General features: G+C 49.6%; 12 protein-coding genes. 8 read left to right on the top strand and 4 right to left on the bottom strand.

Going from position 1 to position 12,633, the window contains the following annotated elements:
- Positions 1 to 3: 3 nt before the first annotated feature.
- On the bottom strand, positions 4 to 474 hold the full coding sequence (locus ACF8OF_RS19620) for a very short patch repair endonuclease (protein ID WP_262861125.1): 471 nt from the start codon (positions 472 to 474) through the stop codon (positions 4 to 6).
- Positions 475 to 555: 81 nt separating this feature from the next.
- Positions 556 to 1,677 carry a DNA cytosine methyltransferase gene (locus tag ACF8OF_RS19625; RefSeq protein ID WP_392496649.1) on the bottom strand — a complete coding sequence of 374 codons (1,122 nt, stop codon included), beginning with the start codon at positions 1,675 to 1,677 and terminating at the stop codon, positions 556 to 558.
- A gap of 209 nt (positions 1,678 to 1,886) precedes the next feature.
- Between ACF8OF_RS19625 and ACF8OF_RS19630 the strand changes: the two genes are divergently transcribed.
- The 8 genes from ACF8OF_RS19630 to fba all read left to right on the top strand — a co-directional run bounded on the left by ACF8OF_RS19630 (position 1,887) and on the right by fba (position 10,739).
- Entirely contained in the window at positions 1,887 to 2,771 is an 885-nt protein-coding gene (locus ACF8OF_RS19630) for a hypothetical protein (protein WP_392496650.1), read from the top strand.
- A 150-nt stretch (positions 2,772 to 2,921) separates the two neighbouring features.
- Positions 2,922 to 5,135: a TonB-dependent siderophore receptor gene (locus ACF8OF_RS19635; RefSeq protein WP_392496651.1), complete on the top strand. Its 2,214-nt coding sequence runs from the start codon at positions 2,922 to 2,924 to the stop codon at positions 5,133 to 5,135.
- A gap of 10 nt (positions 5,136 to 5,145) precedes the next feature.
- Positions 5,146 to 6,246, top strand: coding sequence for an ABC transporter substrate-binding protein (locus tag ACF8OF_RS19640; RefSeq protein WP_392496652.1), 1,101 nt, complete (start codon positions 5,146 to 5,148; stop codon positions 6,244 to 6,246).
- A 411-nt stretch (positions 6,247 to 6,657) separates the two neighbouring features.
- Positions 6,658 to 7,107: a PTS sugar transporter subunit IIA gene (locus tag ACF8OF_RS19645; protein ID WP_004234684.1), complete on the top strand. Its 450-nt coding sequence runs from the start codon at positions 6,658 to 6,660 to the stop codon at positions 7,105 to 7,107.
- The gene (locus ACF8OF_RS19650) at positions 7,104 to 7,385 is read left to right on the top strand and encodes a PTS sugar transporter subunit IIB (protein WP_004234686.1); all 282 of its coding nucleotides are present in this window, start codon (positions 7,104 to 7,106) and stop codon (positions 7,383 to 7,385) included. The genes ACF8OF_RS19645 and ACF8OF_RS19650 overlap by 4 nt, the downstream gene beginning before the upstream one ends.
- A gap of 29 nt (positions 7,386 to 7,414) precedes the next feature.
- Positions 7,415 to 8,809, top strand: a complete 1,395-nt coding sequence (locus ACF8OF_RS19655; protein WP_262861120.1) for a PTS ascorbate transporter subunit IIC — start codon at positions 7,415 to 7,417, stop codon at positions 8,807 to 8,809.
- Positions 8,810 to 8,843: 34 nt separating this feature from the next.
- On the top strand, positions 8,844 to 9,809 hold the full coding sequence (locus ACF8OF_RS19660) for a carbohydrate kinase family protein (RefSeq protein WP_004234690.1): 966 nt from the start codon (positions 8,844 to 8,846) through the stop codon (positions 9,807 to 9,809).
- A 66-nt stretch (positions 9,810 to 9,875) separates the two neighbouring features.
- A complete protein-coding gene (fba, locus tag ACF8OF_RS19665) occupies positions 9,876 to 10,739 on the top strand; it encodes a class II fructose-1,6-bisphosphate aldolase (RefSeq protein WP_004241136.1) in 864 nt (287 codons plus the stop codon).
- A gap of 28 nt (positions 10,740 to 10,767) precedes the next feature.
- On the opposite strand, the gene ACF8OF_RS19670 is transcribed toward fba, so the two are convergent.
- Positions 10,768 to 11,670, bottom strand: a complete 903-nt coding sequence (locus tag ACF8OF_RS19670; RefSeq protein ID WP_262861119.1) for a LysR family transcriptional regulator ArgP — start codon at positions 11,668 to 11,670, stop codon at positions 10,768 to 10,770.
- Between the two features lie 98 nt (positions 11,671 to 11,768).
- Positions 11,769 to 12,632, bottom strand: a complete 864-nt coding sequence (locus ACF8OF_RS19675; protein ID WP_279798674.1) for an MrfJ — start codon at positions 12,630 to 12,632, stop codon at positions 11,769 to 11,771.
- Position 12,633 lies beyond the last annotated feature (1 nt).

Consider the following 12,633-nt stretch of genomic DNA (forward strand, 5'->3'; position numbering starts at 1 on the left):
GTATCAGCCTGGCGTGATCGTTAATCCGGAGTCCGTAATACTGCCTGAAACAGCACTGCTCATCAGCCAGGTTTTTATTAATGTCAGCAGCATCGGGTCAGACAATTTTGTTTTCCCGGTCAGGGCACATTCCCAGATGATTAATGTGCGCAACCCCATGCGGTGCAGTTCTGCGCTGTATTTTTCATCACGGATCTTATTCTCTGATAATTTTTTTTGCCAGAACTCTGTCCGGGTGGCGGGGAGACGGAATTTCTCACAATCGTGCATATGCCAGAAACAGCCGTGAATAAAAATGACCGTCCGCCATTTTGCCATCCATATATCGGGTTTGCCGGGAAGCTCTGCCGGATATAACCGGAAACGAAAGCCGTTATGGTGCAACAGCTTTCTGACATGGTGCTCCGGTTTGGTATCCCGGTTGCGGATGGCGCGCATATTCCGGGAGCGGGTTTCTTTGTCATGTACATCCATCGGATTTTCAGCCGCTGATTTCAGGAATAAACCCAGATTACCCTATTTCGCCGGGAAAATATGCGGTACGCCGCCGGAAGATTATTTTACCGGCGGTAATGCACCAGCCCGCACTAATGCCGCCGTGAGTTGTTCTGCAATCGCTTCCACAACCGTCATACAGACAGAGTTACCAAACTGTTTATAAATTTGTCCCAGGGAAACCGCATCGGTAATATAATTTTCCGGAAATCCCTGAAGGTTTGCACATTCCCGCGGGGTGAGTTTACGCGGGTTTTTACCGTCCCGCGACTGGTCAATCAGGATCTCAGAACCGTCTTTATAATAGCGGGCGCTCAGGGTATTGGTATATTCGCTGTTTTTATCAAACAGACAATATCCGAAGCCATTACCTCTGGCTTTATGTTCTTTTTTCCGTTTCTGATGGCCGGCCCATAATTTATCCGAGATGGTAAAACGATCTTTTTTATAGCGCACGGCATCTTCCGCCAGTATTTTTTTGCTCTGGAGAATATCGCCGAGACGGGTGGGCTGATGAGTCGGTTCCGGCCAGGAAAATAAGGTATCAAAATCCGCATCCGGAAACTGGTCGCGATCGAAACCGATGATAAAAATACGCTCGCGGTTTTGCGGAATACCGAAATCGGCGGCACGCAGCACACGGAAATCAACCCAATAGTTCAGTTTTTGCGATAACGCACTGCGCGTCTCCTCACTCAGCGGAATATTATCCGGTACGGTCCGTTCATACTGTCCGCGCAGAATATCGAGGATGGTCTGTAACGTCCGGCCGCCGTCATGACCGCGCAGTTGTTTGACGTTCTCCAGCAGAAACGCTTTCGGTCGTTTCTCCGTCATGATGCGCTGAACTTCGAAGAACATGGTGCCGCGGGTGTCGTTAAACCCCTGACGCGCACCTGCCTGTGAAAATGCCTGGCACGGAAAACCGCCGAGAAGAATATCGTGATCCGGAATATCTTTTGCGGCGATCAGGGTGATATCGCCGTCAGGCATCTCCCCGTAATTAGCAAAATAGGTACGCTGGGCGAATTTATCCCACTCAGAGGTGAACACACAACGACCACCCAGTTGCTGAAAGGGCAGCCGGATCCCGCCGATGCCGGCAAAAAGATCGATAAAGGTGAATCTGCAATTATCCTCGGGTGACTGCCGGAAAGGGGCATCCTCTGGGTGTTTTTTCAAAATCATCTCCGGTTCGGGAAACAGCCGCCGGGCAGTGTGCCGGTTTTATCCCGGCACTATATCACTGCCCGGGGCTCCGGGAAACAGCAGCGGCAGTTATTGTGTTACTAAAAAAACGATAGCTGCTATATCTTTCATTAACCCGCAATAATGAAATATCAGGTAAGGTGATTCGGTAATTTTACCGTTGTTTTCTCTGAGGGGTAAACATGATGACACAGTCAGTACTGTACTTTTTGCAAACGGAAGGAAATAAGATTATCCGGCTGGATCTGCAGGATTTTTCGCAGACAGTGATTATGGGACCGGTACCCGGAATGCTCGACGGTATTGTGGCAGATACGGAAAACCGGGTTATTTACTGGACAAACATGGGAGACGCGCCATTTACGAAAAAAGACGGTGCTGTCGGACGTTGCGGGTTGCGGGGGGAAAATCCGCAGTTACTGATACCGCCGGGTATATTTATGACCGGAAAACAACTGTTTTTACATCGTTCCCGGCAGGAGTTGTACTGGTGTGATCGTGAAGGTGGTGCTGTGATGCGTTGTACAACCAAAGGCGAAAACATACAGACAATTGTCAGCAGACGTTCTGCGGGCAGCACTGTCGCGGATATTGCTGACCAGTGTGTAGGCATCGCCGTTGATACATCCAATAATGACCTGTACTGGACTCAAAAAGGGGCATCAAAAGGCGGACAAGGCCGAATTTTCCGGTTGAGTCTGGATAAATTCAGTGACGGCAACGAAATGAATGAAGCAGATATGTCGGTGTTGTTATCCGGGTTACCGGAACCTATCGATCTGAGCCTTGATTTACAGAACGGCAGATTATATTGGACAGACCGCGGGGCTCCGCCGGATGGTAACAGCCTGAATGTGGCGGATTTTAACGAATCGGGGCTGCATAATCACCGGGTTATCGCCCGGGGGTTCCGGGAAGCAATCGGTCTGGCGATGAACACAGATGATGATCTCGCGTATGTCGCTGATCTTTCCGGCTGCATTTATAAAGTGAATTTGTCAGATGGACGGAAAAAAGTTATTTATCAGCAGGGAGCCATTACCGGAATTGCGCTGGCCCGGGAATAGGAAAACGGCATAATCACAGTGAATAGTCACTCCCTGAAAACCAAATACAGAAAGCAAATGGAAAATATTTCTTCTTGTGATAATCATTCTCAGTCAATATTATCAGCAGCCTGATAATAAACTTTTTTGATCTTCACAGGAAAGATACCAATGCGCATCCGCTCCCTTTGTCTACTGACACCCTGCCTGACCCTGTTAACCACGCCGGAGGTTCTGGCGGCAACCTCTGCCGATTCCGGCGAACCGATAGTGGTCTCTGCTTCGCGCAGCTACCGGACAGTGTCTGAAATGGCCCAGACCACCTGGGTCATTGATAATGCGGATATTGCACAGCAGGCGGAAGGCGGCAAAGAGCTGAAAGATATCCTGGCGCAGCTGATCCCGGGGATGAGTGTCAGCGGTCAGGGCCGGACAAACTACGGCATGAATATGCGCGGGCGCTCAATGATTGTGATGGTGGATGGCGTGCGCCTGAATTCATCACGCAGTGACAGCCGTCAGCTGGATTCAATTGATCCGTTCAATATCAATCATATTGAGGTGATTTCCGGTGCGACCTCCCTGTATGGCGGCGGCAGCAGCGGTGGTCTGATTAATATCGTGACCAAAAAAGGTCAGGAAGAAAAACAGGTTGAAGTTCAGATCGGCGGCAAAAGCGGGTTCCGCAACGGTTCGGATCATGATGAAAATGTGGCGGCAGCTGTCAGCGGTGGTAATGATCAGGCTTACGGGCGTTTATCCGTGGCTTATCAGCGTTACGGCGGCTGGTATGACGGTAAAGGCCGCGAAATCCTGATCGATAACACCCAGACCGGACTTCAGTATTCTGACCGCCTGGATGTGATGGGCTCCGGGACACTGATGATTGATGAGCATCAGTCGCTGGAACTGATGGCGCAGTATTACAACAGTGAATCTGACGGCAAACACGGGATCGATCTCGGTAAAGATTTTGCGGCCGTCTTAGGGAAAGGCACGGCGCATAACAGTGATAAGCTGGATTCTGACCGTATTCCGGGCACCAAACGCCATATGGTGAACCTGCAATACAGCAACAGTGATCTGTTGGGACAGGATCTGGTAGCTCAGGCGTATTATCGTGATGAAACCCAGACCTTCTATCCGTTCCCGGCGCTGGGCGGTAAAAAGCCGGATTATGTCGTCAGCAGTATCAGTGCATCAGAGCAGAAAACCGATTTCTACGGCGGTAAAGTCACCTTTAACAGCAAGCCGCTGGATAATCTGACACTGACGTACGGTGCGGATGCTGAGCATGAAAAATTCAGTGCCAATCAGAAATTCTTTAATCTGCAAAAAGCCAAAGAAAGTAACGGACTGACACTGGATTCCGCCTATAACACCGGGCGTTATCCGGGTTACACCACCACCACGATGGCGGCGTTTCTGCAAAGCAGTTATGACATCAACCCGCTGGTGACCCTGAGCGGCGGTGTGCGTTATCAGTACACGAAAAATAAAGTGGATGATTTTGTCGGTTATCAGCAGCAACAGCTGATTGCGGAAGGCAAAGCCACTTCAGCGGATGCGGTACCGGGCGGGGAAACGGATTACAACAACCTGTTATTTAATGCCGGGGTGCTGCTCAACCTGACCGACACACAACAGACCTGGTTTAATTTCTCCCAGGGCTTTGAAATTCCCGATATCGCCAAATTCTACGGTACCGGCACTTACGGTTCGCCGGTCAATGGTCATTATCCGCTGCTCAACAGTGTGAACATCAATGATACGCGGGTAAAAGGTATCAAGGTCAATTCCTTCGAGCTGGGCTGGCGTTACACCGGGGACAGCCTGCAAACCCAGCTGGCGGCATACTATTCACTGTCTGACAGCAGCTACGACATCAATAAGAAAGATATGACTATCTTCCTGAAAGATGACAAACGCCGGATCTACGGCGTGGAAGGGGCAGCGGATTACGCGATCGCAGATACTGACTGGCGTGTCGGCACCAATTTCAATCTGATCAAATCCGAGACCAAAGCGGGCGACCAGTGGAAAAAATGGAGTGTTAAGTTTGCCAGCCCGTCAAAAGTCACCGCGTATGTGGCCTGGGAGCCGTCAGACTGGACACTGCGTCTGCAAAGCCAGCAATCCTTCAGCCTGACCGATGCGGACGGGGAGAAACTGGACGGATATAACACCGTCGATTTCCTCGGCAGCTATCAGTTACCGGTCGGTAAGGTCAGTTTTGCGGTCGAAAACCTGCTGGATAAAGATTACACCACCGTGTGGGGACAGCGCGCACCTATCCTGTACAGCCCGGCGTACGGCGCACCGGACTTATACAGCTATAAAGGGCGCGGGCGCACATTCGCACTGAATTATCTGGTGACATTCTGAGGCCCGTTTTATGCGTATATTCCTATTGATGATGACGCTGCTGCTGAGCATGGGAGCCCGTGCTCAGACGCAAATTGTCACCGATTTACAGGGACGGTCAGTGGCGGTGAATACGCCGGTCAAACGGCTGTTTCTTGCGGATGCCCGTGACATTCTGGCGGTGGATATTGCGGCGGGAAAAACCCACTTTTCCTCTCTCAGCGGATGGAGTGATACCCTGGCGCATTATGCGCCGGATCTGGAAGCGGCATACCTGGAGGCCGTGCCGGAACTGGCGCGGTTACCGGTTCTGCCGAAAAGCAAAGACGGGACCTTTACAACCGAAAACCTGCTGGCGCTGTCACCGGATGCGGTACTGATGCACAAATCGTCCTACGGGCTGATGAAAAGCTCGAACCTGCTGCCGCAACTGGAAGCGGCGGGCATCCCGGTGATTTTTATCGATTTCCGCAGTGACATGACAGAGAACACCCCGAAAAGTATTCAGCTTATCGGCACGCTGTTTGAAACCGAAGGGCGGGCCGCGGAATTTTCGGAATACTACCGGCTTAAACTGGCTGCACTGCGTCAGCGTTTGCCGGAACAAAAACCGTCCGTGCTGATTGAAAGCAACGCCGGATTATTCGGCAATGACTGCTGCCGTTTATACGGACGTACCGGATTCGGTGAACTGGCGGAGATTGCGGGGGGTGATAACCTGGTGCGTGACACGATGCCGGCAAACGGTGCGGAAAGCAGCATTGAAAATATCCTGCATCTCAACCCGCAGTTCTATGTGCTGACCGGCGCGGACTGGAAACAGTATAACCGCCGTTCAGAGGCGGTCACGCTCGGCTACGGCGCACCGGCAGAACCGGCGCACAAAGAGATGAATGCGCTGATGAACCGCCGGGGATTATCTTCGCTGGAGGCGGTGAAATCACAGCGCGTGATGGCGGTTTACCATAATTTCTACAACAGCCCGCTGAATATTTTTGCCGCCGAGGCACTGGCCGCGTTTTTCCATCCGCAGGCATTCAGTGACCTGAATCCGCAGGCGGAAATGGTGTCATTTCATCAGCGGTTTACGGCTGTCAGCGGCACCGGAACGTTCTGGGTGACGATGCAGTAATTATCCGTTTATCAGCAAAAACAGCACAGAAGCCCGGCACAAAAAACAGTGTTGCCGGGCTTCTTTTTTTATCACCGGTTAAAAAGAAATCAATTTTATCCCTTAATTTGATCTGCCCCGCAAAGTGACAACTCAGTACCCTCAAAAATGTGATGAACATCTTATTTTCACCAGTGAAAATATGACTCAGGCCACATATTCAGCCCGGAAAATAAAAACAGCGAAATTTTCTGTAAAAAGTAATTAATTGAATTAAAAGAAATATTTTTTGCTTTACACGATAAAGCGCTATTTCAGGCAAACGAGATCATCCTCACATTCTTAAAACCGGAATGTGATCTTCGTCGCTATTTATTTAGGCGTAAATAAGCCATCTTTAAAATAAGAAAAAATCACATCAGGAGTTCGGTTTTGGATATTCATTTTGAGAGCGGGCTGTTATCCCTGAATCAGAATTTTGCCTCTCCGGAAGAAGGCATCCGCTATGCCGGTGAGTTACTGCAAAAATCAGGTGCCTGTACCCCTGATTATATTGAGGAAATGATCCGCGTATATCATGAGTTTGGGCCGGTGATTGTGCTGGATACCGGGGTGGCGATGCCGCATGCGAGACCGGAAAAAGGGGCATTAAAAACCGCGTTCTCCGTGGTGGTGACCGGTACACCACTGGTGTTTCATCATGAGGAGTTTGATCCGGTCAATGTCATTATTGCTATCAGCGCGACAGATTCAGATACCCATATTCATCTGATTCAGACCGTGGCTGATCTGATTGAAAATAATATTACTGAGTTTGTAAAAGAGAATAACAAAGAACAGATTTTACAGTTTATCCGGACGTCGATAGAGAGGACAGCATGATTAAAATAAGAACAGTGTGCGGCAATGGTATCGGCAGCTCATTAATGGCCGCCAATAACGTGAAAAAAATTTGTGAGGAGATGGGCATAAAAGCCGATGTGGCTTCAGTGGATTTTGCCAATGCCGTGGGTGAGAAAGCGGATCTGTATGTCACGATTAAAGAGCTGGCATCACAATTTCCGCCGCAGTGTGAAGTTGCCGTGATCCGCAGTTATGTGCATAAAGCTAAAATTGCGGAAGATATTAAAGACGCTTTACTGAAACTGAGTCAGTCCTGATAGTTCATTCTTGTTACAGGAATTAAATTATGGCTTATATTCTCTCATTCCTGACTGAGATATTCAGTCAGCCTGCCTTTCTTATGGGGATTATCTCCCTGGTGGGGTTACTGGCATTACGGTCACCGGTCAATAAATTATTAACCGGGACATTAAAACCGATCCTCGGTTATTTAATGCTGAGTGCAGGTGCCGGCGTTATTGTGGCAAACCTGAATCCGCTCGGCGGTATTATTGAAGCCGGTTTTAATATCCGGGGCGTTATTCCGAATAACGAAGCGATTGTGTCTGTTGCCCAGAAATTACTGGGTGTGGAAACCATGAGTATTTTATTACTCGGCTTTATTTTCAACCTGGCGATTGCCCGTTTTACCAAATATAAATATATCTTTTTAACCGGTCACCACTCTTTCTTTTTAGCCTGCTTATTCTCGGCGGTATTACAGGCCGCGCATTTCAAAGGTTGGGAAATGGTGATTATCGGCGGTTTCCTGCTGGGTGCCTGGTCTGCTATTTCACCGGCGATCGGACAGCGTTACACCAAACGCGTAACGGAAGACGGCGGTATTGCCATGGGGCACTTTGGTTCCCTCGGTTATTACCTGTCTGCCTGGATTGCGGCGAAAGTCGGTAAAGCGGAAAACTCATTTGCGGATACTGAAATCTCTGAAAAATGGGGCTTCCTGCGCGATACCACCGTAACGACCGGTATTGTGATGGTCGTGATTTATCTGGTGTGCAGCATCGTTGCCGGTTCCGCTTATATCAGCACTATCACTGAGCAGAATATGGTGATCTTCTCCATCCTGACCGGTCTGCAGTTCGCGGTGGGTGTGGCGATTGTTTACAGCGGTGTGCGCTTAATCCTGGGTGACCTCGTGCCTGCGTTTCAGGGTATCAGCCAGAAACTGATCCCGAATTCAATTCCGGCTGTTGACTGTGCGGTCTTCTTTACCTTCAGCCCGACAGCGGTGGTGATCGGCTTTATCAGCTCCTTTATCGGCGGTCTTGTCGGCATGCTGATGCTCGGTGGGCTGGGTATGGCGCTGATTATCCCGGGCATGGTGCCGCACTTCTTCTGCGGCGGTACATCCGGTGTATTCGCAGACAAACTGGGCGGCAAAAAAGGCTGTATTATCGCGTCCTTTATCGGCGGTATTTTCCTCGCCTTCTTACCGGCCATGCTGTTACCGGCGCTGGGTAACCTGGGCTTCGAAAACAGTACCTTTGCAGATTTTGACTTCGCGGTGTGGGGCATTGTTATCGGTGAAGCCTTTACTCACTTCGGTCAGATTGCGATTTACCTGATTTGTTTTGTTCTGGTTCTGGCATTACTGGCGCCGTTTGCCTTTAAATCCGTCAAAGTGGTGGGTGATACCCTGAGCTATGACGAATTAATGGAAAAAGACCGTGCACATAAGTAAACATGATACTGACGAAAGGATTTAAGGAGTTGTTATGGCAGTAATTTCTGTCGGTTTATCCTGCTTCGACCAGTTCTTCTTCCTTAACCGCTGGCCGGAGGAGAACACCAAAAATTTCTCCGGCGATTTTATTGAAAGCGGCGGCGGACCCTGTGCCAATGCGGCATGGTTACTGGGATTGTGGGGTGAGGATATTTATTTTACCGGACACCTTAACCACGATATCTATGGTCAGAAAATTATTGATGAGTTTCATGATGTGGGTGTGAATACCGATTACGTTATTTTTAACGATGAAATGATCACACCGCTGGCATCTGTATTAGTGAATCAGTTAAATGGTTCCCGGACAATTATTACGCGCAAACTGGTCTCTCCGCCGCGTATGACATTTGAAGAGAAACTGAAAATTGATGAGCTGATTACCCGCCTGACACAGGAGGATAAAGGGGAAGTCATCACGGTATTAATTGATGGTCATGAACCGGAGCTGAGTGAATATATTCTGACCCGTCTGCCTGATGCCCGCGTCGTGATGGACGCGGGGTCACTGCGGGAAAGCAATTTAAATCTGGCAAAATATACCGATTATCTGGTCGCCAGTGAAAACTTTGCCCGTGATCTGATTGAGATTGATAAATTCACCACCGATATTCAGTTAAAAACGGCATTAACGGAACTGAATAAACTGGCCCGGGGTGAGGCATTTATTACGCTGGGTGAAAAAGGCTGTGCGTATCTGCAAAACGGAATGCTGACAATATCACCGGCATTTATTTGTAATGCGATTGATACCACCGGTGCCGGTGATATATTCCATGGCGCATTTACGTACGGGGTTCATTATAACTGGCATATTGAGAATATTATTTTATTTGCCAGCCTGTCAGCAGCCATCTCAATTGAGAAAAAAGGGGTGCGCGAATCAATGCCGGATTTGGCGGATGTCCATAATGCGGTGAATAAATACGAAAGAAATCTGAAACATTATTTTGATTAATTCTGGTTTTGATTAAATTCTGATTTTTAATTCAATTCCGGTTATACGCCAACAAGGGGAAATCCGATGTTAGTTTCGATGGAGAATATGCTCAATCGTGCTTTTGCACGCCAGTACGCCGTCGGTCAGTTTAATATTAATAACCTGGAGTGGACAGGAACAGTATTAAAAGTTGCACAGCAACTGCGTTCCCCGGTTATTTTAGGTGTCTCCGGCGGGACCATAAAACATATGCTCGGGCTGAAATGTATTCACGATATTGTGGTGAATGCGATGGAGTTTCTGGAAATAGATGTGCCGGTGGCACTGCATCTGGATCACGGTCAGTCTTATGAAGCCTGCGAAGCGGCCATTAAAGCCGGTTTCAGCTCCGTGATGTTCGACGGTTCACATATGCCGTTTGCCGAAAACCTGGCAATAACCAAACGTCTGGTGACTTACGCGCACCGCCGTGGTGTGTCAGTGGAAGCAGAGCTGGGCACTATCGCGGGCAGTGAGGACGGCATTGTGAATTCTCACGTGATTTATGCGGACCCGGCAGAGTGTCAGAAACTGGTGGAAGAAACCGGGGTGGATTGCCTGGCAGCGGCGCTAGGCTCGACACACGGGCTGTATAAAGGCAAAGCGAAGCTTGGCTTTGCGGAAATGCAGCATATCGCGCAACTGGTGAAAGTGCCGCTGGTACTGCACGGCGGAACCGGTATTTCTGATGAAGATATGAAGAAAGCGATTTCACTCGGTACGGCGAAAATCAACGTTAATACGGAAAATATGTACGCGTGGTGCCTGTCCGTGAAAGAGCAGTTTGAACAGCAGGGTGCGCATGATATCAACGACCCGCGCAAAGTGATTATGAAGGGATTACAGCCGGTCGCGGAGCGGGTGGAAGAGCGGATGCGTCTGTTCGGCTCTGCCGGGCAATCTCTGTAATTCCGTCAGATCCTGCGGTGGCCGCCGCTCAGGCGGTCACCGGGGATTGGGTCAGATAATCTTTGGCGTTAGTAATGATGGCCTGTGAAATCCGCTGTAATGTGCCGGATTCCGGCTGGTAACGGTGCCAGTAAAGCTGTTTTTGCTGCACCAGTTCCGGCACCAGATTAATCATCCGTCCGGATTCAAGCTCATGTTTAATCTGATGTTCCGCAATCATACAGCAGGCGGAATTTTGCAGTACCAGCTGGATATAGGCCTCTGATGACGGCACAATATGGCTGTTCAGGCTTCCCGGCGTTAAACGGAAATACTCCTGCAAAAAGATATGGTGCATATCTGACGAATGGTTAAATGACACCACCGGTGCCCGCAGCAGAGTCTCTTTGGTTACCCCTTTGCTGAAATATTTTTCCGCAAAGGCCGGGCTCGAGACAAAAATATAATCCATCGCCCCCAGATAATCACAGGTACCGCCGACAGCCGGCAGCGGCTGCATACTGATCGCGCCGACCGCCTCCCCTTTGAGCAGATAGTCGAGTGTGCGGCTCTCATCATCCACCTTAATATCCAGACGAATGGCGCGATCATCCAGGATCGGCTTGATAGCGGATAAAAACCAGGTCGCGAGGGAGTCGGCGTTAATGGAGATCGGAATAGTGACCACGTGGTTGCCGCTTTCATTATCAAAAGCGTCATGTTCAATTAAATCAACGTGGTACAGCAGACCCAGCAGCTTTTGCCCGAGTTCGGTCGGTTTCGGCGGCACGGTGCGTGTCAGCAGCAGGGAACCCACCTGATTTTCCAGCTGTTTTACCCGTTGGGACACCGCAGACTGCGTGATAAAGAGTTTCGCTGAGGCTTTCTCGAATCCCTGCTCTTTGATAATCAGATCCAGCAATCTCAGTGATTTATAATCGACATTCTTCATGGAAGCCCTGCGGTGGTGGTGAAAAGTACGGCTATTCTACACGAAAAGGGCGGCGGGAGGAAAAGCGCCGGTACTGGCATACCGGCGCGTAAAGACGATCAGTCAATGGTCATAATAATGGATATATTACCGATAAAAGGCCCTGCTTCCACCGGCCCGGTGGTTTCCAGTGTGCTTTTCAGCAGTGCGTTTGCTTCATAATCCCCGCGCACAAAAACAGGCACACCACCACCGGACGCGTTCAGCGGATAGCCGTTCAGTGTCAGTTTGCTGTAGAGGTTATTTTTCAGCTTCAGGCGGGATTCTGTATCACTCACCGAGTAAATCCGGACGGTGGCATCTTTGCTGCATTTCATTCTCAGGTACTGGCTGGCCTGGTCACCGTTAATTTCATTATCCGGAATCCGGCCGTGATCGAGAATGGCGCTCGGATAGTCAGCAGTAAAACTGCAAATACCGCCCGGTGGTGGTGCCACGCCGCAGACAGAATCCGGATACATATAACCGTTACCGGCGGTCGGGCTGCTGGTTAAAAAGAGGGTTACGCATTCGTTACGGATAACATCACCTTTGTGATTGGTTTCACCGTCAAACGGCAGTCCGCCGAAACAGGTATTATATATATAGTTATAAACGGCGTTAGCATCCGGCAGTGTCATCAGGTTCATATTCCGGCAGCGCCCCTGAAATTCGCTGTTATTACGGGAGGATATACCGCCCCGGTCTGCGTTTGTGTGGCGGTGATTAATATTGGCGTAACATTTTTTTGTCAGACCCACTTTCACACAAGGATGCACGCTGCCTGCCGGCGGCGGCGTCCAGGCGGTAATCCGGTAGTAATAATCGATATCCTTCGGCTTGCCTTCCGACCGGAGAATGTAGCTGTACAGCGTTGCCTGCGCGGGCAGTGTAAATAAAAAGAGTGTGATCAGCACACTGATATAACGGAAGATCCTGGTCATA

The organism is Morganella sp. TYF_1 (genome assembly GCF_043105645.1).
GTDB classification, from domain to species: Bacteria; Pseudomonadota; Gammaproteobacteria; order Enterobacterales; family Enterobacteriaceae; genus Morganella; species Morganella morganii_B.